General features: G+C 73.0%; 24 protein-coding genes. 11 read left to right on the top strand and 13 right to left on the bottom strand.

Annotated features, from left to right (window positions below):
- The first annotated feature begins 55 nt into the window (after window positions 1-55).
- The 3 genes from C9F11_RS10660 to C9F11_RS10650 all read left to right on the top strand — a co-directional run bounded on the left by C9F11_RS10660 (window position 56) and on the right by C9F11_RS10650 (window position 3,059).
- Window positions 56-1,444, top strand: a complete 1,389-nt coding sequence (locus C9F11_RS10660) for a S28 family serine protease (protein WP_138959040.1) — start codon at window positions 56-58, stop codon at window positions 1,442-1,444.
- 107 nt (window positions 1,445-1,551) lie between these two features.
- The gene (locus tag C9F11_RS10655; protein WP_138959039.1) at window positions 1,552-2,190 is read left to right on the top strand and encodes a TIGR03086 family metal-binding protein; all 639 of its coding nucleotides are present in this window, start codon (window positions 1,552-1,554) and stop codon (window positions 2,188-2,190) included.
- Window positions 2,191-2,312: 122 nt separating this feature from the next.
- Window positions 2,313-3,059, top strand: a complete 747-nt coding sequence (locus C9F11_RS10650; RefSeq protein ID WP_171075697.1) for a CPBP family glutamic-type intramembrane protease — start codon at window positions 2,313-2,315, stop codon at window positions 3,057-3,059.
- A gap of 12 nt (window positions 3,060-3,071) precedes the next feature.
- Here the strand turns inward: C9F11_RS10650 and C9F11_RS10645 are convergent, their stop codons facing one another.
- The 5 genes from C9F11_RS10645 to C9F11_RS10625 form a co-directional block, all read right to left on the bottom strand.
- A complete protein-coding gene (locus C9F11_RS10645; protein ID WP_138959037.1) occupies window positions 3,072-4,520 on the bottom strand; it encodes a penicillin-binding transpeptidase domain-containing protein in 1,449 nt (482 codons plus the stop codon).
- 63 nt (window positions 4,521-4,583) lie between these two features.
- Window positions 4,584-5,243 carry a response regulator transcription factor gene (locus C9F11_RS10640; protein ID WP_138959036.1) on the bottom strand — a complete coding sequence of 220 codons (660 nt, stop codon included), beginning with the start codon at window positions 5,241-5,243 and terminating at the stop codon, window positions 4,584-4,586.
- A 47-nt stretch (window positions 5,244-5,290) separates the two neighbouring features.
- Window positions 5,291-6,565 (bottom strand): histidine kinase, encoded by a 1,275-nt coding sequence (locus tag C9F11_RS10635; RefSeq protein WP_249401674.1) that lies wholly within the window; start codon window positions 6,563-6,565, stop codon window positions 5,291-5,293.
- Window positions 6,562-7,563 (bottom strand): hypothetical protein, encoded by a 1,002-nt coding sequence (locus C9F11_RS10630; RefSeq protein ID WP_171075696.1) that lies wholly within the window; start codon window positions 7,561-7,563, stop codon window positions 6,562-6,564. Before C9F11_RS10630 ends, C9F11_RS10635 begins: the two co-directional genes overlap by 4 nt.
- A 96-nt stretch (window positions 7,564-7,659) precedes the next feature.
- Window positions 7,660-8,433 (bottom strand): IclR family transcriptional regulator, encoded by a 774-nt coding sequence (locus C9F11_RS10625; protein WP_138959035.1) that lies wholly within the window; start codon window positions 8,431-8,433, stop codon window positions 7,660-7,662.
- Window positions 8,434-8,599: 166 nt separating this feature from the next.
- On the opposite strand from C9F11_RS10625, the gene C9F11_RS10620 reads away from it, so the two are divergent.
- Window positions 8,600-10,129 (top strand): aldehyde dehydrogenase (NADP(+)), encoded by a 1,530-nt coding sequence (locus C9F11_RS10620; RefSeq protein ID WP_138959034.1) that lies wholly within the window; start codon window positions 8,600-8,602, stop codon window positions 10,127-10,129.
- 4 nt (window positions 10,130-10,133) lie between these two features.
- Complete coding sequence (locus C9F11_RS10615) at window positions 10,134-10,760, top strand: DUF1349 domain-containing protein (protein WP_138959033.1); 627 nt, start codon at window positions 10,134-10,136, stop codon at window positions 10,758-10,760.
- A gap of 65 nt (window positions 10,761-10,825) precedes the next feature.
- Here the strand turns inward: C9F11_RS10615 and C9F11_RS10610 are convergent, their stop codons facing one another.
- Window positions 10,826-11,944, bottom strand: a complete 1,119-nt coding sequence (locus tag C9F11_RS10610) for a Gfo/Idh/MocA family oxidoreductase (RefSeq protein WP_138959032.1) — start codon at window positions 11,942-11,944, stop codon at window positions 10,826-10,828.
- Window positions 11,945-12,006: 62 nt separating this feature from the next.
- Here C9F11_RS10610 and C9F11_RS10605 point away from each other — a divergent pair, with 62 nt between their 5' ends.
- From C9F11_RS10605 to C9F11_RS10595, 3 genes are all read left to right on the top strand, one after another.
- The gene (locus C9F11_RS10605; protein WP_138959031.1) at window positions 12,007-12,417 is read left to right on the top strand and encodes a helix-turn-helix domain-containing protein; all 411 of its coding nucleotides are present in this window, start codon (window positions 12,007-12,009) and stop codon (window positions 12,415-12,417) included.
- Between the two features lie 54 nt (window positions 12,418-12,471).
- Window positions 12,472-13,218 (top strand): DsbA family oxidoreductase, encoded by a 747-nt coding sequence (locus tag C9F11_RS10600; protein WP_138959030.1) that lies wholly within the window; start codon window positions 12,472-12,474, stop codon window positions 13,216-13,218.
- Window positions 13,219-13,324: 106 nt separating this feature from the next.
- A complete protein-coding gene (locus C9F11_RS10595; protein ID WP_138959029.1) occupies window positions 13,325-14,416 on the top strand; it encodes an aminotransferase class V-fold PLP-dependent enzyme in 1,092 nt (363 codons plus the stop codon).
- On the opposite strand, the gene C9F11_RS10590 is transcribed toward C9F11_RS10595, so the two are convergent.
- Complete coding sequence (locus tag C9F11_RS10590) at window positions 14,406-14,900, bottom strand: MarR family winged helix-turn-helix transcriptional regulator (RefSeq protein WP_138959028.1); 495 nt, start codon at window positions 14,898-14,900, stop codon at window positions 14,406-14,408. The genes C9F11_RS10595 and C9F11_RS10590 overlap by 11 nt on opposite strands.
- 188 nt (window positions 14,901-15,088) lie before the next feature.
- Between C9F11_RS10590 and C9F11_RS10585 the strand changes: the two genes are divergently transcribed.
- Window positions 15,089-16,150 (top strand): alkene reductase, encoded by a 1,062-nt coding sequence (locus tag C9F11_RS10585; protein WP_138959027.1) that lies wholly within the window; start codon window positions 15,089-15,091, stop codon window positions 16,148-16,150.
- A gap of 51 nt (window positions 16,151-16,201) precedes the next feature.
- Here C9F11_RS10585 and C9F11_RS10580 read toward each other — a convergent pair whose 3' ends face one another.
- The 6 genes from C9F11_RS10580 to C9F11_RS10555 form a co-directional block, all read right to left on the bottom strand.
- The gene (locus tag C9F11_RS10580) at window positions 16,202-17,872 is read right to left on the bottom strand and encodes an IS1182 family transposase (protein ID WP_138958190.1); all 1,671 of its coding nucleotides are present in this window, start codon (window positions 17,870-17,872) and stop codon (window positions 16,202-16,204) included.
- Between the two features lie 133 nt (window positions 17,873-18,005).
- Window positions 18,006-18,905, bottom strand: coding sequence for an ectoine hydroxylase (thpD, locus tag C9F11_RS10575; protein WP_138959026.1), 900 nt, complete (start codon window positions 18,903-18,905; stop codon window positions 18,006-18,008).
- Between the two features lie 63 nt (window positions 18,906-18,968).
- Complete coding sequence (locus C9F11_RS10570; protein ID WP_138959025.1) at window positions 18,969-19,373, bottom strand: ectoine synthase; 405 nt, start codon at window positions 19,371-19,373, stop codon at window positions 18,969-18,971.
- Window positions 19,374-19,429: 56 nt separating this feature from the next.
- On the bottom strand, window positions 19,430-20,701 hold the full coding sequence (gene ectB, locus C9F11_RS10565; protein ID WP_138959024.1) for a diaminobutyrate--2-oxoglutarate transaminase: 1,272 nt from the start codon (window positions 20,699-20,701) through the stop codon (window positions 19,430-19,432).
- An 81-nt stretch (window positions 20,702-20,782) separates the two neighbouring features.
- Window positions 20,783-21,340 carry a diaminobutyrate acetyltransferase gene (gene ectA / locus C9F11_RS10560; RefSeq protein ID WP_138959023.1) on the bottom strand — a complete coding sequence of 186 codons (558 nt, stop codon included), beginning with the start codon at window positions 21,338-21,340 and terminating at the stop codon, window positions 20,783-20,785.
- Window positions 21,341-21,725: 385 nt separating this feature from the next.
- Entirely contained in the window at window positions 21,726-22,829 is a 1,104-nt protein-coding gene (locus C9F11_RS10555; RefSeq protein ID WP_138959022.1) for an aminotransferase class V-fold PLP-dependent enzyme, read from the bottom strand.
- Between the two features lie 98 nt (window positions 22,830-22,927).
- Between C9F11_RS10555 and C9F11_RS10550 the strand changes: the two genes are divergently transcribed.
- Both C9F11_RS10550 and C9F11_RS10545 read left to right on the top strand, forming a co-directional pair.
- Window positions 22,928-24,016, top strand: a complete 1,089-nt coding sequence (locus C9F11_RS10550) for an amidohydrolase family protein (RefSeq protein WP_138959021.1) — start codon at window positions 22,928-22,930, stop codon at window positions 24,014-24,016.
- Between the two features lie 356 nt (window positions 24,017-24,372).
- Window positions 24,373-25,296: an SCO1860 family LAETG-anchored protein gene (locus C9F11_RS10545; protein WP_138959020.1), complete on the top strand. Its 924-nt coding sequence runs from the start codon at window positions 24,373-24,375 to the stop codon at window positions 25,294-25,296.
- Window positions 25,297-25,471 lie beyond the last annotated feature (175 nt).

The raw sequence follows: 25,471 nt of genomic DNA, 5'->3' as shown, positions 1-25,471 counted from the left end.
CGTTACGATCCGCGCACCAACATCGCTCACGTGGGCGGGGAACAGGGGAGACAACGTGCGCAACAAGGGGATATCCGCGCTGGTCTGTGCCGGACTCACGGCAGGCGCCGCGGTGCTCGCCACCGCGGGCACGGCGGCCGCGCAGGACGGCGCGGCGCAGGCGCAGACCAGGGCCGGCTCCGGGCGGGCCGACACCTCGGCGAGAGCCACCGCGGAGGACGTCCGCGAACGCCTGGAGAAGATACCGGGCATGACGGTCGTCTCCGTGACGGACAAGGAGGGCTATCCCTTCTACACCCTGACCTACCGTCAGCCGGTCGACCACGAGCGCCCGCACAAGGCCTCCTTCACCCAGCGCCTGACGCTGTGGCACAAGTCGACGGATCGGCCGACCGTCCTGTACACCACCGGCTACGGCATCGCCTCCGGCACCACCGCCGTCACCCGGCTCCTGGACGCCAACCAGGTCAGCCTCGAACACCGCTACTTCCTCCAGTCCCGCCCCCAGGGCGCGGCGGGCGACGACTGGACGAAGATGACCGTCCAGCAGGAGGCGGCCGACGAGCACCGCGTCACCCAGGCCCTGCGCGGCATCGAGCGGGGCAAGTGGATCGGCACCGGCGCCAGCAAGGGCGGCATGACGGCCACGTACCACGAGCGCTTCTACCCCGAGGACCTGGACGCCGTGGTCGCGTTCGTCGCGCCCAACGACAAGAACAACCGGGACGACTCCGGCTACGAGCGCTTCTTCGAGACCGTCGGCACCAAGGAGTGCCGCGCGGCCCTGAACGCCGTGCAGCGCGAGATGCTCGTCCGCCGCGCCGCGCTCCTGCCCAAGTTCGAGGCGGACGCCAAGGCCAACGGCCAGACCTTCGAGGAGACGCTCGGCACGACCGACCGCGCGTACGAGTTCGCGGTCCTCGACCAGGTGTGGAACTTCTGGCAGTCGGGCAGCATCGACAACTGCGCCACCGTGCCCGACGCGAAGAAGGCCACGGACGACGAGCTCTACTCCTGGTCCAAGGGGCACGGTCTGAGCGTCTACTACGACGAGGACCTCGGCGTGAACAGCTCGGGCCCCTACTACCGCCAGGCCGCCACCCAGCTCGGCTGGGCCGACCTGAAGTTCAAGCACCTCAAGGGCGTGCGCCACTACCCGGACATCTACCAGCCGAACTCGGTCCTGCCCGCCGCCATGCGGGGCACGTACGACAACGCGACCATCGCCGACGTCGACCGCTGGGTGAAGACCCGGGGCCAGCGGATGATGTTCATCTACGGCGAGAACGACCCGTGGAGCGCGGAGAAGTTCACCCCGAGCCACCGCGACTCCTACCGCTACGAGGTGCCGGGCGCCAACCACGGCGCGTCCATCGCGAAACTGCCCGAGCCGCAGCAGTCCCGGGTCATCGCGACGATCAAGCGCTGGGCGGACGTGAAGTAACCGCCTCGACAGCGGGGCCCCGGCGGCGATGAATTCCGGCCGCCGGGGCAGTCACGTCAGGGAGAGGGCCCCACCGGGGCGAGCTTCCCAGCGTGAAGGAGACGGCCATGCCCGAGACCTCGAACCCCCTGCCGGACGCGGTGGACCCCGCGGGGGAGCCGCACGAGCTGCCGGACCTGAGGCCACAGGCGCGCCTGGTGGCGAGCCTGGCCGTGGGGGTGACGGACGACCAGTTGGACGGGCCGACGCCCTGCCCCGACTACGCCGTGCGCCATCTGCTCGGCCACCTCGTCGGGCTCGCCGCCGCGTTCACCGACGCCGCGCGCAAGGACCTGGGGGCGCGCACCGACACCGATCCGTCGAGCAGGCTGCCCGACATCGACGCCGACTGGCGCGACGAGCTGCCGCGCCGCCTCGCCGAGCTGGCGGAGGTGTGGCGCGACTCCGCCGCGTGGACCGGGCAGACCCGGGCGGGCGGCGTGGACCTGCCCGGCGAGGTGGCCGGGGTCGTCGCCGTCGACGAACTCGTCGTGCACGGCTGGGACCTGGCGCGGGCCACCGGCCAGGAGTACGCGCCGGACGCGGCGAGCCTCGGCGTCGCCCACGCGATGCTGTCCGCCACCGACGCCGACGGCCCGGCGGCGCGGAGCTCGCTCTTCGGGCCGCCGGTGCCCGTCCCGCCGGAGGCTCCCCTCCTGGACCGCGTCATCGCGCTCAGCGGCCGCGACCCGCGCTGGCGGCCATAGCCCGGAGCACCCGGCGCCCCGAGATGGTTTGCGCAACGGACCAGCTGACCATACGGTCTGGCTCTGACCAGCCAGTACACGTCCATCCGCCGTGTGCGCACGTACATCGTCCAGGGGGACCCATGTCGATCTCGCCCGACCTATCGGTGGCCGCCACGGCAGTCGGGGGCGCGCTCGCCGCCTATCTGCTGCTCGGCGAGCCCTGGCTGGGGCGCCGCATGTACGGCTCGCTCGCACGCCGCCGCGCCACCGAACCGGGCGCCCTCGTCCGCTACTTCGGATACGTGATCGCCGCCTGGTGGGGGCTGGCCGCGCTGGCTGTGGCGGTGCTGCTGCTCTCGCCCGGCGCCGCCCCGGCCGACTTCGGCGTCACGCTGCCCGACGACGCGCCGTACACGGTGCCGGTCGTCCTGCTCTTCGGCGTCGCCGCCGCCGCGTCGAGCCGCCACTTCCAGGAGCTGGCCAGGCAGGGCAAGCACATCCCCGGCCGCGCCGCCATCGAGGCCATGCTCCCGCGCACCGGGCGGGAGCGACGGCTCGCCGTGGCCGCCGCCGTGACCGACGGGATCTGCGCCGAGTTCGTCTACCGCGGCCTGCTCATCGCCTTCGGCGTCGGCGCCCTCGGGCTGCCGCTGTACGCGGCCGCCGCCCTGTCGCTCGCCGTGTACGCGCTCGCCGGGTGGTACCAGGGCGGCACCGGCGTGCTCGTCTTCGCCCTCTTCGGGGCCCTGCTCACCGGCCTGTACCTGGCCACCGGCAGCCTGCTGCTCTCCGTCGCCGTGCACGTCATGCTCTCCGTGCGCGACCTGACGATCCCCGCGCCCGACCCTGCCGTACGCGAAGCGAAGCCCGGCGTGAGCGCCCCGTAGGGGGCGCGGGCCTCAGCGCAGTGCGGCCCGCATCATGGCCGTGGCGATGGGGGCCGCCAGGCCGTTGCCGCTGACCTCGGAGCGATCCGCGTCGGAGGACTCGACGATGACCGCGACGGCGACCTCCTTGCCGTCGGACCCCTTGGCGTAGGACGTGAACCAGGCGTACGGCGTCTTGCTGTTGTTCTCGCCGTGCTGGGCGGTACCCGTCTTGCCGCCCACGGTCGCCCCGCTGATGCGCGCGTTCGTCGCCGTGCCCTTCTCGACGACCGACCGCATCGCGGACGCGAGCTGATCGGCGGTGGACTCGCTGACGACGCGCTCCGAGCCGGTGTCCTCGTCGTAGTTCTTCAGGACGTCGCCGTCGGCGGTCGTGGTCTTGGAGACCATGTGCGGGGACTTCAGCTCGCCGCCGTTGGCGATCGCGGCCGACACCATGGCCATCTGCAGCGGCGTCGCGGTCACGTCGAACTGGCCGATGCCGGTGAGGCCGGTGCTCGCCTTGTCCATGTCCTTCGGGTACAGGCTGACGCCCGCGCGCACCGGCACGTCCAGCTTCTCCGCGTTGAAGCCGAACTTCTCCGCCTGCGCCCGCAGCTTGTCCTGGCCGAGGTCGACGGCGAGCTTGGTGAAGACGTTGTTGCACGACCACTGCAGCGCGGTGCGCAGCGAGGCGTTCTCGCAGGGCGCGGACTTGACCTCGTTCGGGATGGACGTACGCGTGCCGGGCAGCGTCCACGGGTCGGGGCTGTCGGTCTTCTGGTCGACCGAGTCGTACAGGCCGTCCTCCAGGGCGGCCGCCGCGACCACCAGCTTGAAGGTCGAGCCGGGCGGCAGCGGCTGCCGGATCGCGCGGTTCACCATCGGCTTGTCCTCGTCGCCGGTGAGCGCCTTCCACGCGTCGCCGTCGTTGGAGCCGCTGATCTTCGACGGGTCGTACGACGGCGTGGAGACCATCCCGAGGATCTTGCCGGTCTTCGGGTCGATGGCGACGGCGGCGCCCTTCTTGTCGCCGAGCGCCTTGTACCCGGCCTTCTGGACGGCCGGGTCGATGGTGGTCACGACGTCACCGGGGTCGGCGCGCTTGTTGGTGAGCGTGTCGAGCGGGTTCTTCAGCCGGTTGTCGCTGCCGTCCAGGAGGTCCTTGTAGATCCCTTCCAGCTGCGTGGCGCCGTACACCTGCGAGCTGTACCCGGTGACGGACGAGTACAGCTGCCCGTTCTTGTACGTGCGCTTGTACGCCAGGTCGCCGCCCGACGTGCGCTTGGAGCCGGTGACGGACTCACCGGCCACGATGATGTCGCCGAGCGGGTTCGCGTAGGTCCTGATCGCGTTCCGTTTGTTCAGCTTGTCCTCCGCGAGCGCCTTCGAGTCGTGGAACTGCACCCAGGTGGCCCGCACAAGCAGCGCGACCACCAGGAGCAGCGTGAAGACCGCGGTGTGCCTGATCGTCTTGTTCATCCCTGACAAGGACGAGCATCCGGGGCCGGGACGTTCCCGGCTTGGAGGGATGTGTCCTGTTTCTCAGGCGTTCTTCATGAAGCCCGCCTCGTACGCCGCGATCACGGCCTGCGTGCGGTCCCGGGCGCCCGTCTTCGCGAGGACCGCCGCCACGTGCGTCTTGACCGTCGCCGGGCCCACCTCCATGCGCCCGGCGATCTCGGCGTTGGTGAGCCCGGCCGCCATCAGCTTCAGGACCTCGCGCTCGCGCCCGGTGAGTCGGGCCACCCAGGGGGCCTGCGCGGTCGTGGCCCGCGCGTGCTCGGCGGCCAGGGCGCGCACGGCCGCGGGGAACAGCAGCGAGTCGCTGCGCGCGACCAGGCGCACCGCCTGCACCAGGGAGTCCGCGTCGGCCCGCTTGAGCAGGAAGCCGGACGCCCCGGCGCGCAGCGCCTCGTAGACGTACGCGTCGTTCTCGAAGGTGGTGACGACCACGACGCGCGGCGGCTCCGCCATCGTCTGGAGGATCTGCTCCGTGGCGCGGATGCCGTCGACCTCCGGCATGCGCACGTCCATCAGGACCACGTCGGGCCGCAGCTCCCGGACGACGGACACCGCCTCGGCGCCGGTCGCCGCCTCGCCGACGACCTCCAGGTCGGGCTCGGCGGTGAGGATGACGCGCAGCGCCGTGCGCACCATGCGCTCGTCGTCGGCGAGCACGATGCGCAGCGGGGTGTCGGTCATGGGCGGTCCTCCAGGCGGTCACGCGGGCGGGGGGTCGGTCGGGCCGGTCAGGCGGGTGGTCGCAGCGGCAGCCGTACGCGCAGCCGCCACACCCCGGCCTCGGGTCCGGACTCGGTGGTGCCGCCGAGCAGCCGGGCCCGGTCGGCGATGCCGCGCAGGCCGTGGCCGCCGCCGGGCCGGTCGGCCGCGGTGCCGGGCGGCGCCGACGGCAGCGGGTTCTCGGCGCTCAGGTCGAGGCCGGTGTCGTCGCGCGCGATCCGCAGCGTCACGGCGGTGTCGGCGCCGCCGTGCCTGAGGGCGTTGCTGAGGGCCTCCTGCACGATGCGGTACGCCTCGCGGGACACCATCGGCGGCAGCGCGTCGGCGCCGCCGGGGCCGAGGGCGACGGCGGCCTTCACGCGCAGCCCGCCCGCGCGGGTACGGCGAAGGAGGCCGTCCAGGTCGGCGGCGAGCGTGGGCGCGGGAGCCGTCGACGCCCGCTGGTCGCCCTCGCGCAGGACGCCGAGGACCGCGTCCAGCTCGCCGACGGTGCGCCGGGTGGTGTCCTCGATGGCGGCGAGGGCCTCGCGCACGAACTCCGGGTCGTGGTCGAGGACCCGGCGGGCGGCGCTCGCCTGGAGCGTGACCGCGCTCAGCGCGTGGCCCACGGAGTCGTGCAGCTCGCGGGCGAGGCGGTTGCGCACGGCGAGGTCGGCGGCGCGCTGCTCGGCGGCGGCCAGCCGGTCGGCGGGCGTGGGCCCGAGCAGCAGCGGCGCCCACCGCGCGAGCAGCCCGCCGCCGAGCGCCGCGCACCCGGCGAGCACGAGCAGGCACGCGGTGCCCGAGACCGGCGCGAGGGCCAGCGTCCAGGGGTCGCGGAGGTGGTCGGGGAGACCGAGCCAGGAGTCCCACCCGCCCACGGTGAGGGGCAGCACGAGCTGGAACGCCGCGAACGGCACGAGCCCGAGGGTCATCCCGCTGATGATCCCGCCGAACCCGAGGTGCAGCGTGAACCACAGGACCGTGCGCCCGCGCTCCTGGCGGGTGCGCGGCGGCCCGTCGGCCAGCGCCTCGTCCGGCACCCCGCACAGCGCCCGCACCGCCGCCACCGACATGGGCCGGGTCAGCGGGAACAGCGCGGTGACCGCGGCCATCGGCAACCCGATGGCGAACGCGAGGAGTTGGGCGCGGAACGAGCCGAAGAACCGGTCGTCGCCGAAGAGCGGTCCCGACAGGATCGACCCCACGAAGACGTACGGCATGGCGACCGCGCCGCCGAGGATCAGATGGATCCACCGGCGGCGCGCCCGCCGCCCGAACAGGGCAGGGCCGAGGCGTCTCACGCGGCCCCGCCGCGGCCCGCGCGCTCCGTGAGCAGGCGGACGCCGACGGCGGCCACGAGCGTTCCGATGATCATCTGTACAGCGTAGGACAGGATCATGGCCGTCGTCGGCTGCTCGGCCGCGTCGCCCGCGGGCCCGAGCGAGGCGATCAGCAGCCAGGCGCCCCAGCACGCCACCGCCCCCGACCCCAGCCAGGCGAGCGCCAGCGGCACCCGCACGGGCAGCGCGGGCCGCCACCGGAAGGCCAGCGCCAGGACGCCCGCCACGGCCGCCGCGAGGTAGCAGGCCTCCAGGGCCTGCAGGACGTAGAAGTCGCTGGTGCGCTCCGCGGCCCGGGACGCGTTGAGGCCGAGCGTCGAACCGCTCGCCCACAGGAGCCGCAGGGTCGCCGGGTACAGCGCGAGGACGGCCGCGGCGAGCGCGCACAGCCGCGCGCCCCGGCCGGGGGCCGCGAGCCCCGCCACCCGGCCGCGCCACACCTGGCCCCAGCGGTCGCGTGCGTACAGGGCGAACAGCAGGCCCAGGCTGAGGCCTTGGAGGATGAAGCCGCCGTACACCACCCCGAAGACCCACTCGTCGAGGAACGGCTCGCGGCCGGTGTCCTCCGCGCTGTTCACCGAGCCGCCGAGCGCCCGCACCGCGAGCTGTGCCGGGAACCCGGCCATGATCGGCGCGAGCAGACCGGTGGCCGCCCACATCGGCAGGGCGAGCAGCCACGCCGGGACGCGGTGCCCCCAGGGGCGGGTGAGCAGCAGCGCGAGGACGATCACGGCCGCGTCCATGAGCACGGTCAGGGTGTTGGCGGCGATCATGACGCCGCGGTGGTCGAGCAGCGCGCTGCCTTCCGGGATGCCGATGTGGCTGCCGGCGATCCAGGCCGCTTTCAGGGACAGGTACGGCAGGCAGGAGGCGATGGCGACGGCGCGCAGGACGCGGCGGGTCCTGCCGGGCCTGTCGGCGGCGGGGAGTCCGGAGGAGGGGACGAGGAGCTGGGTCATGCCTCCAGGCTGGCGCGCGGCGGATCGCGCCACGTCCTGCCCGGCGACGAACCGCCTCCGCCGCGCGGGGGAGGGGGCCCGCCGTCGAAGAGGAGGTCAGAGCCGCCGCGTGGCCAGGGTGAGCCGGTCGCGGGCGTCGAAGAGCGCGTCCTTGACCATCTGCTCGTGCGCGGGCGTGAGCCGGGCCACCGGCACGGAGCAGCTGATCGCGTCCCGCGCGGGCGTGCGGTAGGGGATCGCCACGCCGAAGCAGCGCAGACCGAGGGTGTTCTCCTCGCGGTCCACGGCGAAGCCCTGCTCCCGCACGGTGCGCAGCTCCTCGATGAGCTGCTCGCGGTCGGTGATCGTGTTCTCGGTCAGCGACGGCAGCGTCTCCGGCAGGAGCTTGCGCACCTGCTCGTCGGTGTGGGTGGCGAGCAGCGCCTTGCCGAGCGAGGTGGAGTGCGCGGGCAGCCTGCGGCCCACACGCGTGAACGGGCGCAGATAGTGCTGGGACTGGCGGGTGGCCAGATACACCACGTTCGTGCCGTCGAGCCGCGCGAGGTGGATCGTCTCGGTGGTGTCGTCCGAGAGCCGGTCGAGCGTGGGCCGGGCCGCCGCGACGACCTCGTCGCCGTCGATGTACGACGTGCCGACGAGCAGGGCCCGCACCCCGATGCCGTACCGCGTGCCGGTGGCGTCGGTCTCGATCCAGCCCAGCTCGACGAGCGTGCGAAGGAGCATGTAGAGGCTGGACTTCGGGTAGCCGACCGCCTCTTGGACGTCGGCCAGGGAGTGCATGCCGGGGCGGCCCGCGAAGAACTCGAGCAACTCCACCGTCCGCACCGCGGACTTGACCTGCGCGCCCCCGCCCGTCTCAGCAGCTGCCATCGCCCTTGACCCCTCACGTGCGACGAGAAATAGTCTCCACTGTCCCCGCCGGATTCACCATGGGAGACGGCGTTCAGTATATCGAACGGCCCTGGTGGGTGCGGAGCGAACGGCGGCGGCAACGGCACGTCAATCGTGGATTTCTGGGAAGCCTGGAGGACCCCCGGTGGCAGCAGCACCAGTGTGGAGCGTCGACCCCCGAACCGGGAAGCGGCGCGAGCAGGTCGCCGTCGAAGCCACGGCCGAGGAGGTCGGCCGGACCGTCGCCGCGGCGCACGCCGCGCGCGCCGCCCTCACGGACCGCGCGACCCGCGCGGCCTTCCTGCGCACCGCCGCGGACCTCCTGGGCGGCGCCGAGGGCCCGCTGGTGGAGGCCGCCGACGCGGAGACGGCGCTCGGCCCGGTCCGGCTCGGCGGCGAGCTCACCCGCACCCGCTTCCAGCTGCGCGCCTTCGCGGACGTCCTCGACGAGGGCGCCTATCTGGGCGTCGTCATCGACCACCCCGACGCGAGCACCACACCCCCCACCCCCGACCTGCGCCGTTACCGGGTCCCGCTCGGCGTCGTCGCCGTCTACGGGGCCTCCAACTTCCCCTTCGCCTTCTCCGTGCCCGGCGGCGACACCGCGAGCGCGCTCGCCGCGGGCTGCCCCGTCGTCGTCAAGGCGCACCCCGACCACCCGGCCACCTCCGAGCTCGTCGCGTCCGTGCTGCGCCGCGCGGCCGCCGAGCACGGCCTGCCGCGCGAGGTCGTCGGCCTGGTGCACGGCTTCGACGCGGGCCTCGAACTGATCCGGCACCCGCTGGTCGCCGCCGCCGGGTTCACCGGTTCGGTGCGCGGCGGACGCGCCCTCTTCGACGCGGCGGCCGCGCGCCCGGTGCCGATCCCCTTCCACGGCGAGCTGGGCTCGCTCAACCCGGTCGTCGTCACCGAGGCCGCGGCCGCCGAGCGCGCCGAGCGGATCGGCACCGGCCTCGCGGGCTCGATGACGCTCGGCGTCGGCCAGTTCTGCGTGAAGCCGGGCCTCGTCCTCGCCCCCGAGGGAGCGGACGGCGACCGCCTGGTGAAGTCCCTCACCGACGCGGTCAGCGACGGTGAGCCGGGCGTGCTCCTCGACCACCGCATGCGCGACGCCTTCGTCGCCGGGGTCGCCGAGCGCGCCGGACTCCCGGAGGTGAGCGCGCCGGTGACGCCGGGCGCGGCCGGCGAGCACACCGTGGCGGCCGGGTTCCTCACCGTCCCCGCGGCACGCCTGGCCGCCGCGGGGGAGCACGACCTGCTCCTGGAGGAGTGCTTCGGCCCGGTCACCGTCGTCGCCCGCTACGCGTCCCGGCAGGAGATCACCGCCGTGCTCGCCCGGCTCCCCGGCAACCTCACGGCGACCGTGCAGCTCTCGGCCGACGAGGCCGCGGGCGAGGGCCGCGGCACCGAACTGCTCGCCGAACTGACGCCGCTCGCGGGCCGCGTCCTCGTCAACGGCTGGCCCACCGGCGTCGCCGTGGCCCCCGCGCAGCACCACGGCGGGCCCTACCCGGCGACGACCAGCACCTCCACCTCCGTCGGCTCCACCGCCATCGAGCGCTGGCTGCGCCCCGTCGTGTACCAGAGCACCCCCGAGGCGCTCCTTCCGCCGGAGCTCCACGACGCCAATCCCCTGGGTCTGCCCCGCCGTTACGACGGCCGCCTGGAACACTGACGGCATGAACGCCAAGGACACCGGCAGCCTCGAGCTGCCCGAACTGCCCTTCCCGCTCAGACCGTACGGGCCCGACGGCGACTGGGGTTACGAGGACGGGGTCCTCACCGGCTGGGCGGGCCCCCGTCAGGACCGCTTCGTGCCGCCCACCGGCGAGGCCCTGGACCCCGCGTCCGACGCGCCCCGGCTGCTCGGCGCGCCCGAGGGGGACTTCCAGCTGATCGCCCGGGTCACGGTCGGCTTCGCGGCCGCCTTCGACGCGGGCGTGCTCTATCTGCACGTCGGCGAACGGGAGTGGGCGAAGCTCTGCTTCGAGCGCTCCCCGGACCTGCCCACGATCTGCACCGTCGTCACCCGGGGCCGCTCCGACGACGCCAACGCCTTCGTCGTCGACGGCTCCCACGTGTGGCTGCGGATCAGCCGCACCGGCACGGCGTTCGCCTTCCACGCGTCGACGGACGGCGCGCACTGGACGTTCGTCCGCATCTTCCAGCTGGGCGACGCGGCCTCGGCCGGCGCGGCGCTCGTCGGCTTCCTCGCGCAGTCGCCCCAGGGCGAGGGCTGCGTGGTGACCTTCGACCACATCGAGTTCCGCCCCAACTGGCCGAAGGCCTTGCGCGACGGTTCTTGAGCAATCCGTGCTCTGCGGCCCGTCGGTGGCTGGCCGCGCAGTTCCAACGGACCGGCAGCATTCAGTCACAGCGCAACGCGCGAACCCGTGGCGGCGGCCCGCTCGACCGCGTCGAGCAGCCGCTGCCGCCGGGCCGCGTGGGCGAAGTCCGGCACACCCGAAGTGGACTCGCGCAGGTCGCGCAGGACCTCCGCGTACTGGACGCCGATGTTGTACGGCACCTCGCCGCGCACGTCGTCCAGCGCGGGCACGTCGAAGTACCGCTCCGGCACGGGCAGTTCCCGCAGGGCGCCGTCCGTGCCCCGGGCGCCGCGCACGGTGAGGCGGGCCTGCTGGAGGTGCCCGTGGTCGCCGGTGACCACCAGGTCGCCGTCCGTGCCGTTGATCTCCCAGTGGAAGGTGGTGCCGCGGGCGAGCCCGCCCCGGAAGTGCACGGAGGCGACGGCACCGGAGGTCAGCCGTCCGCTCACCGCGATCTGGTCGTCGGCCGTCATGGCGGCGGTGCGCCCCGAGCCCTCCTCGCGCACGACCGGACGCCGGGTCGCCGTGGTCGCCGAGACCTCGGTGAACTCCCCGAGCACCATGGCCAGGGCGTCGACGGTGTGGCCGAAGGGGATGGTGAGCATCGTGCCGCCGTTGGCCCGGTCCAGGAGGTAGTCGCCGCCCGGCTCGAAGGTGGCGCCCCAGCGGCGCCCCGACGCGACGAGGCTCGTGGACAGGACCTCACCGGCGAAGCCGTCGGCGACCAGGTCGCGCACGTACCGCACGGCGGGCGCCGAGCGCGCCTGGAGTCCGGCGAACGTGCGCACGCCCGCGGCCGCCGCGGCGGCGGCCAGTTCCTCGGCCTCCGCGAGGCCGTTGCCGAGCGGCCACTCCGACAGGACGGCCTTGCCCGCCGCGAGCGCCGCCAGGATCACCTCGCGGTGCAGCGGCACGCGGACGCTGACCACCACGAGGTCGACGTCGGGGTCGCGGACGAGCTCGCGGGCGCTGCCGTACGCGCGCGGAACGCCGTAGCGCGCGCCGGCGGCGAGGGCGGACTCGGGGCTCGAAGCGGCAAGGGCGAGCAGGTCGTAGCCGTCGAGCCGGGCCAGGGCGGGCAGATGCGACTGCGGGGCCCAGCCGCCGCGGGCGGAGAGACCGACGATGCCGGTCCGGACGGGGTTCTGGGTGCGGATCTCCATGGCCGAAACGTAGGACCGGGCCCCTGATCACCCGCAAGGGCCCCAACTATATTCTGGAAACCATGACAGGTCAGAGCGGTGTTTCCCCCGCCGGTGCCCGGCCGGACAGCACGCACAAGCACGACATCTACGGCCTGCTGTGCCCCGGCCGGGAGATCTTCGAGCTGCTCGCCAACAAGTGGACGGGCCTCGCGATCACGGCCCTCGCCGACGGGCCGCGCCGCTTCGGCGAGCTGCGCCGCACGCTGGAGGGGATCAGCCCCAAGGTCCTCACGCGGACGCTGCGGCGCCTGGAGGACTACGGCCTGGTGCTGCGCACCGTCCACGCCGAGGTGCCGCCCCGCGTCGAGTACGAGCTGACCGCGCTCGGCCGGGGCGCCCTGGAGCCGCTGGCCCAGCTGCGCACCTGGATCCGGGAGAACACGGAACATTTCGCCCGGTCCGAGGAATGGACAGGGCCCGCCGGGGGTTGAACCCCAGGAGCGGAGGCCGTCTCCGCATCGCCGGACCTGGAGATGAGTCAGAACATGCGCGTCGAGATCTGGAGCGACATCGCCTGCCCCTGGTGCTACGTGGGCAAGGCCCGCTTCGAGCGGGCGCTCGCGGACTTCCCGCACCGCGAGGCCGTCGAGGTGGTGCACCGCTCCTTCGAGCTCGACCCGCACCGCGCCAAGGGTGACACCACCCCCGTGCTCACCATGCTGGAGCGCAAGTACGGGATGTCGCAGGCGCAGGCCGAGGCGGCCGAGGAAGGCGTCGGCGCGCAGGCGGGCGCGGAGGGCCTCACCTACCGCACCAGGGGCCGCGACCACGGCAACACCTTCGACATGCACCGTCTGCTGCACTTCGCCAAGGCCGCGGGCGCCGACCGGCAGGACGCGCTGATCGCCGCCCTGTACCGGGCGAACTTCGCCGAGGAGCAGTCGGTCTTCGACGACGACGAGCGCCTCGTCGCCCTCGCCGCCGAGGCGGGCCTGGACCCCGAGGCGGCCCGCGCGGTCCTCGCCGACCCCGCCGCCTACGCCGACGACGTGCGCGCCGACGAGCGCGAGGCCGCCGAGCTCGGCGCGAACGGCGTGCCGTTCTTCGTCCTCGACCGCAAGTACGGCGTCTCCGGCGCCCAGCCCGCCGAAGTGTTCGAGCAGGCCCTGGAGCAGGCCTGGGGCAGCCGGTCGCCGCTGACGGTGCTCGGCGGCGGCGACGGGGCCGGCGCCACCGGTGGCCAGGACGCGGAGGCCTGCGGCCCGGACGGCTGCGCGGTGCCGCAGGCCTGACCCGACGGGGCCGCGGGGGCCGCGGACCAACGGATTAGCGGTGCTTACCGGTACCGCTCACACATCCGCGATGGACCGGCGCGCGGTCAGGGGGCACAGTGATCCCATGGAGACCACCGGACCGCGCACCGGCCAGAGCCTCGACCCGACTCTCGTACGCTCCGCATTCGCTCCCCGGACCACGTATCTGAACAGCGCGAGCACCGGCCTGCTCCCGGCCCGTGCCGTCACCGCGATGCACGAGGGCGCCCTCTCCGTGGCGCAGGGCCGCCCGGCCGACATGTTCGCGGACGTGGAGGCGGCCCGCGCCGCCTTCGCGCGGCTCGTCGGCGTGCCGGTGGGCCGGGTCGCGGCGGGCGCCTCGGTGGCCGTCTACAGCGGCCTGGTCGCCGCCTCGCTGCCGGAGGGCGCCGAAGTCCTCACCGCCGAGGCCGACTTCAGCTCGACGGTGAACCCCTTCCACATGCGCGCGGACCTGAAGGTGCGCGCCGTGCCCCTGGAGCGGCTCGCCGAGTCGGTCCGCCCCGGCACGGCCCTGGTCGCGGTCAGCGTCGCGCAGTCGGCCGACGGCCGGATCGTGGACCTCGACGCGCTGCGCGCGGCCGTCCGCGCCCACGGCTCCCGCCTCTACCTCGACGCCTCGCAGGCGGCGGGCTGGTTCGACCTGCGCGACCACGTCGCCACGGCCGACTTCACGGCGTCCGTCGGGTTCAAGTGGCTCACCTGCCCGCGCGGCGTCGCGTTCTTCGTCGCGCCGGAGGAGTCCGAGGGCTTCGGCGGCCTGCGCCCGGTGCTCGCGGGCTGGGTCGCGGGGGAGCGCCCCTGGGACAGCTGCTACGGCCCGGTCGAGGAACTCGCCCACTCCGCGCGCCGGTTCGACGAGAGCCCGGCCCTGCTCGCGTACGCGGGCGCCCGGCACTGTCTGGAGCTCGTCGAGGAGCTCGGCGTGGCCGCGATCGGCGCGCACGACCTGGGCCTCGCGGACCGCTTCCGCGCCGGGCTCGCCGAGCTCGGCCACGAGCCGGTGCCCGCGCCGGGCTCGCCCATCGTGGCGGTGCCCGGACTCGGCGCCCGCCAGCCCGAGTTGAGCGCGGCGGGCATCGAGGTCTCGGACCGCGCGGGCCACCTGCGGGCCGCCTTCCACTTCTACAACACGGCGGCGGACGTGGACCGCCTGCTCGCCGCCCTCAGCGGCTGACCTCCGGGCAGCCCGCCGTCTCCACGCACAGATTGGCCTCGACGCGGGAGAGCAGCCGCCCCAGCTGGGCGCGCTCGTCCGGGTCGAGGCCCGCGAGCGTGTGCTGCTCCAGCTTGGTCCAGGCGCTCTCCACGGCGCGCATCAGGCCGTTGTCGTCGTCCGTGGCCTCGACGAGCACGGCCCGCCGGTCGGCGGGGTCGGGGCGGCGCCGCACGTGTCCCGCCTGCTCCAGGCGCTGGAGCATCTTCGTGACCGTCGAGGGGTCGAGCTCGACCATCCTGATGAGCTCCGACTGACGCACGGCGCCCGACTCCCACAGGTGCATCATCATGAGCTCCTGGCCGGGGTAGAGACCGGCGTCCTTCAGGAGCTTGCCCGCGGCGATGCGGTGCAGCCGCGCGACCCGGGCGATGCTGGTGCTGACGGGCCCGCCCCGGGCCGCGGACGGACACGCGGGCTCGGCCCGCTCGGCTTCGGTCTTCATGGCACAGCTCCTCGTCGGTGCGGGTGGTCCGGTCGGCCGGTGTCGACGCCTTCCCCCGCCCTTCGCGACGTCTTCCCCGAGATTACCTTGGTCGGCCAAGGAATGCGCTACAGTGGCTCCCGGTTGAATTACTTGGCCGACCAACAATGGTGGGGCCAGGACCAGCTACGGATGTTTTGGAGCCCGCCATGACCACCGCGTTCGACCCCATCGACCTCGCCGGCACCCCCCTGGCCAACCGCATCGCGATGGCCCCGATGACCCGCAGCAGGGCCGCGGCGGGCGGCGTGCCGACGGACCTCAACGCCGAGTACTACGCGCAGCGTGCCACCGCGGGCCTCGTCATCACCGAGGGCGTCCAGCCGTCGGTGGTCGGCCAGGGCTACCCCGACACCCCCGGTCTGCACAGCGCCGAGCAGATCGAGGGCTGGCGCAAGGTCACCGACGCCGTGCACGCCGCGGGCGGCAGGATCTTCGCCCAGCTCATGCACACCGGCCGCATCGGCCACCCGGTGCTCCTGCCCGACGGCCTCGTGCCCGTCGGCGCGTCCCCGATAGCCGCCGAGGGCCAGGTGTACACGCACGAGGGCCCCAAGGACTACGTCACCCCGCGCGAGCTGACCGGCGACGAGGTGCGCGCCACCGTCGGCGAGTTCGTGACCGCCGCGCGCAACGCGATCGAGGCGGGCTTCGACGGCGTCGAGCTGCACGGCGCCAACGGCTATCTGATCCACCAGTTCCTCGCGCCGGGCTCCAACCGGCGCACCGACGAGTGGGGCGGCTCGGTCGAGAACCGCGTCCGCTTCGCCGTCGAGGTCGCCAAGGCCGTCGCCGCCGAGATCGGCGCGGCCCGCACCGGCATCCGCCTCTCGCCCGGCAACCCGCTCAACGGCATCCACGAGCCGGACCCCGACGAGACCTACCTCGCCCTCGTCGAGCGGCTCTCCCCGCTCGGCCTGGCCTATCTGCACGTCATGGAGGTCGGCCCGATCCGCGAGCTGGTCACCGCCCTGCGCAAGGGCTTCGACGGACCCTTCATCCTCAACCCGGCCACCGAGGGGCCGACCGGGCCCGGCGAGCTGGCGCTCATCGAGGACGGCACGGCCGACCTCCTGTCGTACGGTTCCCTGTTCCTCGCCAACCCGGACCTGCCGGCGCGCCTGCGGACGGGCGGCCCGTTCAACGAGCCCGACCGCGCCACGTTCTACGGCGGCGACGCGAAGGGCTACACGGACTACCCGGCGCTGTGACCGGAAGGGCCCGGCACCGTGGGGGATGCCGTTGGCGAATTCGGGGTCCTGCTACTTCGCCCCGTCGATCGTTTGGTCGGCGGGGCGAAGTCGTGCGAAGTGGCTGGTGCGGGTCCGGGCCAGGGGTGTTCCGGTGAGGTGGGCGTCGAGGCGGGCAAGGTTGATCGCGGTTGCGGTGAGCTGGTGCTGGAGGCGGGTTCTGGCGAGTCCGCGGTAGCGGCACCGGCGCAGACCGGCGGTGTGAACAGCGTGGGAGAGGGTGCCCTCGATGCCGTTGCGGGCCGCGTAGCGTTCCCGCCACTCGGGAGTGCCCTGGGCTGCACGGGCCTGTTGGATCGCCTCGTGTTCGGCCCGGGGCCGCAGGGTGATTTCCCTTCTCGCGGCTCGGGGTGAGCTCACGCACTCGGGGCGCGCGGGGCAAGTGCGGCAGTCAGCGGGTGAGAACCGGACGATGATGATGGGGGCGCCACGATCGGAGATCTTGTCCCGCCATTGGGTGGCGTTCTTGCCGTTCGGGCAGGTCACGGTCTGGCTCTGCCAGTCGATGGCGAAGGCGCTCTGGCTGTAGGGGCCGCTGGCCTGGGCAGTGGTGTTGCCGCGGATGGGGCCGGTCAGGGTGATGCCGTACTGACGATCGGCGGTGACGATGCGGGGTCCGTCGATGTAGCCAGCGTCCAGTAGATGCTCGCCGGGCAGAAGGTCCCTGGCGGCGAGGGCGTCGTGGACCAGGTTGGTGGCCGTGCTGTCCTGGACGGTAGCGTCCTGCGTCAGCACGTTCGTGATCAGGTGAGACGTGTCCGCATCGCAGGTCTCGGTCAAATGGACCTTGAAACCGTCCCACTTGATATCCCGCTTCACACTCGCGCGAGCGTCGGTGTCATAGGGGCTGACCAGGCGAAGAGCACCCGGCGGGCACTCTTTTGGGTCCCGCCATCGCACCTCGCCCTCCGTATCGAACACGTACTGCTGAACCCAGGCCCGGCGCAGGATCTGGACGGCGGGCAGCTCGCGCAGCCACACGGGCGCCCCGGCGGCGTGCACGTCGGCCAGCAGGCGCATGCCGTCCCGGCCGGTCTGCTCGGCCAACTCGGTCCGCTTGGCCTTGCCGGAGGGCAGCCAGTAGTCCTCCGGCCGGGTGGCATACCGGTCGAACCAGGCCGGATCAGCGTGGGCGGACAGCCAGTTGGGGGCCGCAGCGGCGAGTGCGTTGAGCGCAGCGCGCAGGGTCTCGATGACGAACTCCAGCCGGTTCAGCGACCGGATCGCGGCCAGTACGTGGGTGGAGTCGGTGCGGGCCCTGCCTGGCGCCTTCAGCATTCCCGCCTTCCGGGCGGACTCCAGGACGTGGTCGAAGACCTGCTGCCCCGCTTCCGCCTCGACCAGCCGGGTGCGGAACTCGCTGAGTACGGAGTAGTCGAAGCCCGGGTCGGTAAGCTCCAGGCCCAGGGCGTATTTCCAGTCGATCCGGGCCCGCACCGCCAGGGCCGCCTGCCGATCGGGCAGCCCCTCGGCGAACTGGAGTACCGACACCAGCGCGAGCCGGCCCGGGGACCAGGCCGGCTTGCCCCGGGACGGGAACAGATCCGCGAACTGCTCGTCCCGGAACAGCACCCCCAGCTCATCCCGCAACCGGATCGCCAGACTGCCCTTCGGGAACGCCGCCTGGGCCACCCGCACCGTCTCCGCGGGGATCTCCCCATCTCCGATCGGACGCATCGACATCGACACCCACCCCATACGACAACGTCGGCCTTCAAGACCACAACCAGGTCTTGAAGGCCGACGTCACGCAGAGCCCCGAATTCGCCAACGGCATCCCGTGGGGTGCCGGGCCCTTCCGCGCGTGCGCGTGCGATCACTTCACCGGTGTGAAGTCCCGCGCGCCGATGAACTCGGGCCGCCGCACCGGCGCCGCGAACGGCTCCACCGCCGCGTTCTCCACGCTGTTGAACACGATGAAGACGTTCGAGCGCGGATAGGGCGTGATGTTGTCGCCCGAGCCGTGCATGGCGTTGCAGTCGAACCACGTCGCCGAACCCGCCGCGCCCGTGAACAGCTTGATGCCGTACTCGGCCGCGAGGCCGGTCAGCGCCTCGTCCGACGGGGTGCCCGCGTCCTGCATCTGCAGGGACTTCTTGTAGTTGTCCTTCGGCGTCTCGCCCGCGCAGCCAAGGAACGTCCGGTGCGAGCCCGGCATGATCATGAGCCCGCCGTTGGTGTCGTGGTTCCTGGTGAGCGCGATCGACACCGAGACGGTCCGCATGTTCGGCAGGCCGTCCTCCGCGTGCCAGGTCTCGAAGTCCGAGTGCCAGTAGAACCCGGAGGCCCCGAAGCCCGGCTTCACATTGATCCGCGACTGGTGGACGTACACGTCCGAGCCGAGGATCTGCCGGGCCCGCCCCGCCACGCGCGGGTCGGCGGCCAGGCGCGCGAAGACCTCGCTGATCCGGTGCACCTCGAAGATGGACCGGATCTCCTGGGACCGCGGCTCCACGACGGAGCGCTCGTCCGCACGCATCGCGGGGTCGTTGACCAGCCGTTCGAGCTCCGCGTGGTACGTGCCGACCTCGTCGGGCGTGAGCAGCTGCTCGACGGCGAGGAACCCGTCCCGGTCGAACCCCGCGAGGTCCTCGTCCGTGAACGGCCCCGGCGTGCCCGGCGCGGACCACACCACGGGGTCCTTGCGCTCGACGAGCACCTCCTCGGCGCCTCGGGTCGGGTACAGATCGCCGGTGCGTTCGGGTGCGGTGGTCATGGTGGTGCCTGCCTCTCCTCTCGTTGCGGCCCGTAGGGGGATGTCGGGGTGCGCGCCGCCGCGCTACTCGGGGTCCGGCTCGGTGAGCAGCGGGTAGACGCCGTTCTCGTCGTGGTCCTCACGGCCCGTCACCGGCGGGTTGAAGACGCACAGGCAGTGGAAGTCCTCCTTGACGCGCAGCGTGTGCTTCTCGTGCCCGTCGAGCAGGTACATGGTGCCGGGGGTGATGCGGTACGTCTCACCGTTGGTGTGGTCGGTGAGCTCCGCCTCGCCCCGGGTGCAGACCACGGCCTCCACGTGGTTCGCGTACCACATGGCGGTCTCCGTACCCGCGTACAGGATGGTCTCGTGCAGCGAGAAGCCGACGCGCTCCTTGGCGAGCAGGATGCGCTTGCTCTCCCAGGTGCCCGACTTGGCCTTCACGTGCCGGTCGGTGCCTTCGATGTCCTTGAACGAGCGGACGATCACGGTGAGTCGTTGCCTTTCTTGCTGGTCGTACGAGTTCGGTGGTCGTACGAGGGGGGTCAGGCCGTCTCGCGGACGGCGCGGGTCAGGGTGCGCAGGCCCTCGTCGAGCTCGTCGGCCGTGATGGTCAGGGCCGGCAGGAGCTTGACGACCTCGCTCTCGGGGCCCGAGGTCTCGATGAGCAGACCGAGCTCGAAGGCGCGCCGGGCCACGGCGGTGGCGCGCTCCTTGTCGCGGAACTCGATGCCCCACACCAGGCCGCGGCCCCGGTACTCCACGATGTCGGCGCGGTGTTCGTCGACGAGCGCGACGAGCGTCTGCTCGACCTGCTCGCCGCGGGCGCGGGTCTGCTTCTCCATCGCGGGCCCGTCGGACCAGTACGTCTGCAGCGCGGCGGCGGCCGTCACGAACGCCGGGTTGTTGCCGCGGAAGGTGCCGTTGTGCTCGCCCGGCTCCCAGACGTCGAGCTCCGGCTTGAAGAGGGTCAGCGCCATCGGCAGGCCGTAGCCGCTGATGGACTTGGAGACCGTGACGATGTCCGGCGAGATGCCCGCTTCCTCGAAGGAGAAGAACGCACCGGTGCGGCCGCAGCCCATCTGGATGTCGTCGACGATCAGGAGCATGTCCTGGCGGCGGCAGAGGGCTTCGAGGGCGCGCAGCCACTCGGCGCGCGCCACGTTGATGCCGCCCTCGCCCTGCACGGTCTCCACGATCACGGCGGCGGGCTTGTTCAGGCCCGAGCCCTGGTCCTCCAGGAGCCGCTCGAACCACAGGAAGTCGGGGACCTTGCCGTCCAGGTAGTGGTCGAAGGGCATCGGCGTGCCGTGCACCAGCGGGATTCCGGCGCCCGCCCGCTTGAAGGCGTTGCCGGTGACCGCGAGCGAGCCGAGCGACATGCCGTGGAAGGCGTTCGTGAACGACACGATCGACTCGCGGCCCTTGACCTTGCGGGCCAGCTTCAGCGCGGACTCCACCGCGTTGGTGCCCGTCGGGCCCGGGAACATGACCTTGTACGGCAGGTCGCGCGGGCGAAGGACCAGGTTCTGGAACGACTCCAGGAAGGCGCGCTTGGCGGTCGTCGACATGTCGAGGCCGTGCGTGACGCCGTCGCGCTCCAGGTAGTCGAGCAGCGCCCGTTTCAGGACGGGGTTGTTGTGCCCGTAGTTGAGCGACCCGGCACCGGCGAAGAAGTCGAGGTACTCGTGGCCGTCCTCGTCGTACATGCGGCTGCCCTGCGCGCGGTCGAAGACGGTGGGCCAACCGCGGCAGTAGCTGCGCACCTCCGACTCAAGGGTCTCGAAGACGCTCAGGTCCGGCGGGGTGATGGTCACAGCGAATCTCCTGGGAGATGAAGGGGCGTGCGGGAGTGAGGGGGGCAAGCGGGGGCGGGCGGTGCTGCGGGCCCGGTCGGCTCAGGGGGCCAACGGCCCGATGACGTGCAGGACTTCGGGGTCGTGGCCGCCGTCCTCGGCGGGGAAGTGGGCCGCGTCGAACAGGACCGTGCGCTCGACACCGGCGCCGTGCCGCCGGGCGTACGAGGAGAACAGGCGCTCGGACGCGGTGTTGCCCGGCGTGATGGTCGTCTCCACGGTGGTGATCCCGCGCGTCCCGACGACCTTCGCGGTCAGCCCGTCGAGCAGCGCGGCGGCGAGACCGCGGCCGCGGTGCGCGTGGTCGACGGCCGCCTGCCAGACCACGAGGGTGCGCGGCGCGTCCGGGCGGACGTAGCCGGTGACGAAGCCGACCGGCTCGCCGTCGGCGTCCCGGGCCACGACGGACGTCGCCGCGAAGTCGCGGCACCACAGCAGATAGCTGTACGAGGAGTTGAGGTCGAGGACCTTCGAGTCGCGGGCGATGCGCCAGATCGCGGCGCCGTCGGCGACGTCCGGAGTGTCGAGTCGCAGTCCGTCGGGCATTCCGAGGAAATTCGCTTGCAGGTCGGTCGGTAGATCGGCTTGTGCAGCGGTCATGCGGATTGAATTTACCGAGCAATTTCTGGGATTGCATCGGGGGAAGGGGTTACATGGCGGACTTCCATGTGTTATCACGCAGGCGCGTACGCCCGCATGAGTCGCCTGAGCTATATGCCGATTTGCCCTGGTTATTTCAGACCAATCGGGCGTGATGTGGAGTGCGTCACAGCGTCGCATTGCGCCGATTTACGCTGACGAAACCCTAGTGTTTAGGAGTGGGGAAAGCGGGCAGACGAATACGGGAAGCTGTTCTCTTAAGGAATTCATGAAGGCAGAGTTAAAGGGGCCTGAAAAGCGTCCCGCTATACCTCGGATAAGAAAATTCCCCACCCACCCGGCCCGGAGCGGGCGGCGGGTGGACGGGGAGCGCGGCGGGCGGCGGCTAGGCCTGCCAGGCCTCGGTGACGGCGCGGCGGGCCCCCTCCAGGTCCACGGCGAGCCCGAGCTCGCCCATCGCGGCGCCGAGGGCGGCGAGGGAGGCGTGCACCACGCCGCGCGTGGCGTCCGGACCGTAGTGGTTGACCCGGATCATCTCCTTGGCCAGCGCGCCACCGCCCGTGACCAGCGGAAGCACCGGGTCGGCCGCGAGGGACCTGGCCACCAGCTCGGCCGCGTCGACCCCGCGCGGCGCGCGCAGCGTCGTGGCGACGGGCGCCGCGTCCCGGGCCTCGTGGACGTACGGCTCCAGGCCCCCGCCGAGGGCCACCGCGCCCGCCCGCGTCGCCGCTGCGGCCGTCGTGTGCCGCGCCATCAGCGCGTCCAGGCCCTCCGACTCGATCCGCTCCAGGCACGCCTCCAGGGCGAGCATCTCCAACTGCGCGGGCGCGTGCAGGAGCGCCTTGCGGCCGCCGTCGATCCAGCGCTGCTTCCAGTCGAGCAGCGACAGGTACGAGCGGCGCGGGGCCTGCGGGTTGGCGGCGATCCGATCCCAGGCCCGCTCGCTCACCGACACCGCGGACACGCCCGCGGGCCCGCCCATGGCCTTCTGCGCGCCGATCACGCACAGGTCCACGCCCCACGCGTCCGGAAGCAGCGGCTCGGCCGCCACGGAGGCGACGGCGTCCAGCATGAACAGGGCGCCGTGCGCGCGCACGACCTCGCCGATCTCCGCGACCGGGTTGGTGTTGCCGGTCGCCGCCTCGGCGTGCACGAGGGACACGAAGTCGATCTCGGGGTGCGCGGCGAAGGCCTCCTCGACCTGCGCGGCGGTGACCGCCGTGTGGAAGGGCACCGCCAGGTCGACCACCGTCGCCCCACAGTCGCGCAGCCAGTCGCCGAAGGTCTGCCCGTACGGGCCCGTGATCACGTTGAGGGCGGTGGTGCCGGGCCGCGCGGCGCCCCGGATGCAGCCCTCCAGCGGAAGGAGCGCCTCGCCCTGCGTGATCACCACGTCCTGCCGGGTGTCCAGGAGCCGGGCGACGCGGTCCTCGATGGCGGCGAAGTGCGCGGCGCTCAGCGGCGCCAGGTCGAGAAGGGGGTGTGTCATGGTGCTTCGGCTCACTTCGGGCTGCGTCGGGACGGGATGGTCCGACCGAGCCTACCGAGCCCGTCCGGTCAGGTCCTACGCCTCCTAAGCTGCTGTCCATGAGCGATCACGCGGTGCTGCACGTGAAGGGGCGGGTGCTCGTCGGGCCCGAGGACGTACGGGACGAGCTGTGGGTGGTCGGCGGGCGGGTGACGTTCGAACGCCCCGCCGCGCGGGACGCCGTGACGGTCCAGGGCTGGGCGCTGCCCGGCCTCGTCGACGCGCACTGCCACGTCGGCCTCGACGCCCACGGCGCCGTCCCGGCCGAGGAGGCCGAGAAGCAGGCGCTCACCGAACGCGACGCGGGCGCGCTGCTCCTGCGCGACGCGGGCTCGCCGTCCGACACCCGCTGGATCGACGACCGCGAGGACCTGCCGAAGATCATCCGGGCGGGCCGCCACATCGCCCGCACCCGCCGCTACATCCGCAACTACGCGCACGAGGTCGAGCCCGGCGACCTGGCCGCGTACGTCGCGCGGGAGGCCCGCCGCGGCGACGGCTGGGTCAAGCTCGTCGGCGACTGGATCGACCGCGAGGCGGGCGACCTCACGGCGTGCTGGCCGCGCGGCGCCGTGCGGGAGGCGATCGCCGAGGCGCACCGGCTCGGCGCCCGCGTCACCGCGCACTGCTTCGCCGAGGACTCGCTGCGCGACCTCGTCGAGGCGGGCATCGACTGCGTCGAGCACGCGACGGGCCTGACCGAGGACACCATCCCGCTGTTCGCCGAGCGAGGTGTCGCGATCGTCCCGACCCTCGTGAACATCGCGACGTTCCCGCAGCTCGCCGCCGGTGGCGAGAAGAAGTTCCCCCGGTGGGCGGCCCATATGCGCCGCCTCCACGAGCGCCGCTACGACACCGTCCGGGCCGCGTACGACGCCGGGGTGCCGGTGTACGCGGGCACCGACGCCGGGGGCTCCCTCGCGCACGGCCTGATCGGCGGCGAGGTCGCCGAACTCACCAAGGCGGGCATCCCCGCCGTCGACGCCCTCGCCGCCACGACCTGGGGCGCGCGGGCCTGGCTGGGGCGCCCCGGACTCGTCGAGGGGGCGCCCGGCGACCTCGTCGTGTACGAGGCCGACCCGCGGGCCGACGTACGCGTGCTCACGGCGCCCCGGCGCGTGGTGCTCGACGGCCGGGTCGTGGGCTGACGGCACCGGGTGAAGTACCGGAACCGCACGCGCTGTTGACGGACGGTGACGGATGGGGCGGCGGGGTCGTTGGTCTCGGTTCCGCCGCCTTCCGCCGGGCTCCGTGCCCGGCGGGCCGCCGTGATGCGGGGGGCTCGGGGGAACGTCCGTGTCAGCCGATTCGAAAGCAGGGGCGGAAACCTCCCGATGGAGTGAACTCACGCCAGGTTGCTGCCCGTTCACTCTCAGTGCGTAAAGATGCCGGAGTCGGCGGCGCCTCCCGGCGCACACCGGCATCAGTGGCGCCCCGCGCACGCGATGTCCCCGTGTGGCGTGCGCGGCGGCGCCTTCATGACTCATGTGGGGGTTCCACCACCTTGACCAGCAACGCCTTCCGCCGCCTGCCCACGCGCCGCATCGGCGCGCTCGCCGCCGCCACCGTGGTCGCCGCCGGTCCCGCGGCGCTCGGCACCGCGGGCACCGCGCACGCGACGGACGACCGCCGAGGCGGCCGCGCCGGGGCCGTCGTGCTCCGCACCGGCCTCGAGGTCTCCCTGCTCAACAAGACCGTACGGGCGCCGCTCAACGTCACCCTGAACGAGGTGAGCGCGCCCGCGAGCGCCAGCAGGACCACCCTCACCGCGAAGCTCGACGGCGTCGAGGGCGGGCAGCCGTTCAGCGTGCTCCGGGCCGACGTCGCCACCGCGCGCGCCACCGTCAAGGGCGGCACCGCCCAGGGCTACAGCAACGTCGCCCGCGCCAAGGTGCACGTGCCCGGCCTGCCGCTGCTCCCGCTGGTGGAGGTCGACCAGGTCACCTCCAAGGCCGTGTGCACGGCGGGCAAACGGCCCGTCGCCTCCTCGACGTTCCTCGGCGGCGTGACCGTCCTCGGCAAGAAGGTCAGCGTCAAGTCTGCGGGCACGACCCAGGTGTCCGTCCCCGGCGTCGGCGAGGTCCGCCTCGACCTCTCGTCGACCCGCACCACGTCCCGTACGGCCGCCGCGACCGCGCTCCGGCTCCAGGTGTCCGTCGACCCGCTGAAGCTCGGCGTCGCCGCGGTCAAGGGGGCGGTGACCCTGGCGGGGGCGACCTGCGAGGCCCCCGGCCCCGGGGCCAAGCCGCTGCCCGAGCCGCAGGGCGGCAAGCCCGCCGAGCCCGTCAGCGCGCGGCGGGAGGCGCCCAAGCAGACCGAGGACCTCGCGGAGACCGGGGGGTCCTCCATGACGCCCTACGTGGCCGGCGGGGCGGTGGTGCTGCTCCTGGCGGGGGGTGGGGTGCTGGCCTACACCCGTCGCCGCTGACTCTGGCGGGGGCGCCCTGAACCGGGGCCTCGGCCTGGCGGCGGCGTCCCCTTCCGCCCTGGCGGGGCGGGTGCCTCCCTTGGTGCTCGGCACCTGGGGGCCGGGCCCTGCCCCCCCGCCGCTCCGCGGCTGGCCTTTCCCACCCACCCGCCCATTCCTGGGCACCTCATGGTTG

It is taken from the genome of Streptomyces sp. YIM 121038 (genome assembly GCF_006088715.1).
GTDB lineage: Bacteria > Actinomycetota > Actinomycetes > Streptomycetales > Streptomycetaceae > Streptomyces.
The sequence above is the reverse complement of the archived record's forward strand: the minus strand, read 5'-3'. Positions and strand labels throughout refer to the sequence as shown.

Excerpts from the sequence above, each read along its gene's own strand:
- C9F11_RS10655 (WP_138959039.1), top strand. The coding sequence starts at position 1,552 with ATGCCCGAGACCTCGAACCCCCTGCCGGACGCGGTGGACCCCGCGGGG.
- C9F11_RS10650 (WP_171075697.1), top strand. The coding sequence starts at position 2,313 with ATGTCGATCTCGCCCGACCTATCGGTGGCCGCCACGGCAGTCGGGGGC.
- C9F11_RS10645 (WP_138959037.1), bottom strand. The coding sequence starts at position 4,520 with ATGAACAAGACGATCAGGCACACCGCGGTCTTCACGCTGCTCCTGGTG.
- C9F11_RS10640 (WP_138959036.1), bottom strand. The coding sequence starts at position 5,243 with ATGACCGACACCCCGCTGCGCATCGTGCTCGCCGACGACGAGCGCATG.
- C9F11_RS10630 (WP_171075696.1), bottom strand. The coding sequence starts at position 7,563 with ATGACCCAGCTCCTCGTCCCCTCCTCCGGACTCCCCGCCGCCGACAGG.
- C9F11_RS10625 (WP_138959035.1), bottom strand. The coding sequence starts at position 8,433 with ATGGCAGCTGCTGAGACGGGCGGGGGCGCGCAGGTCAAGTCCGCGGTG.
- C9F11_RS10615 (WP_138959033.1), top strand. The coding sequence starts at position 10,134 with ATGAACGCCAAGGACACCGGCAGCCTCGAGCTGCCCGAACTGCCCTTC.
- C9F11_RS10610 (WP_138959032.1), bottom strand. The coding sequence starts at position 11,944 with ATGGAGATCCGCACCCAGAACCCCGTCCGGACCGGCATCGTCGGTCTC.
- C9F11_RS10605 (WP_138959031.1), top strand. The coding sequence starts at position 12,007 with ATGACAGGTCAGAGCGGTGTTTCCCCCGCCGGTGCCCGGCCGGACAGC.
- C9F11_RS10600 (WP_138959030.1), top strand. The coding sequence starts at position 12,472 with ATGCGCGTCGAGATCTGGAGCGACATCGCCTGCCCCTGGTGCTACGTG.
- C9F11_RS10595 (WP_138959029.1), top strand. The coding sequence starts at position 13,325 with ATGGAGACCACCGGACCGCGCACCGGCCAGAGCCTCGACCCGACTCTC.
- C9F11_RS10590 (WP_138959028.1), bottom strand. The coding sequence starts at position 14,900 with ATGAAGACCGAAGCCGAGCGGGCCGAGCCCGCGTGTCCGTCCGCGGCC.
- C9F11_RS10585 (WP_138959027.1), top strand. The coding sequence starts at position 15,089 with ATGACCACCGCGTTCGACCCCATCGACCTCGCCGGCACCCCCCTGGCC.
- C9F11_RS10580 (WP_138958190.1), bottom strand. The coding sequence starts at position 17,872 with ATGTCGATGCGTCCGATCGGAGATGGGGAGATCCCCGCGGAGACGGTG.
- thpD (WP_138959026.1), bottom strand. The coding sequence starts at position 18,905 with ATGACCACCGCACCCGAACGCACCGGCGATCTGTACCCGACCCGAGGC.
- ectA (WP_138959023.1), bottom strand. The coding sequence starts at position 21,340 with ATGACCGCTGCACAAGCCGATCTACCGACCGACCTGCAAGCGAATTTC.
- C9F11_RS10555 (WP_138959022.1), bottom strand. The coding sequence starts at position 22,829 with ATGACACACCCCCTTCTCGACCTGGCGCCGCTGAGCGCCGCGCACTTC.
- C9F11_RS10550 (WP_138959021.1), top strand. The coding sequence starts at position 22,928 with ATGAGCGATCACGCGGTGCTGCACGTGAAGGGGCGGGTGCTCGTCGGG.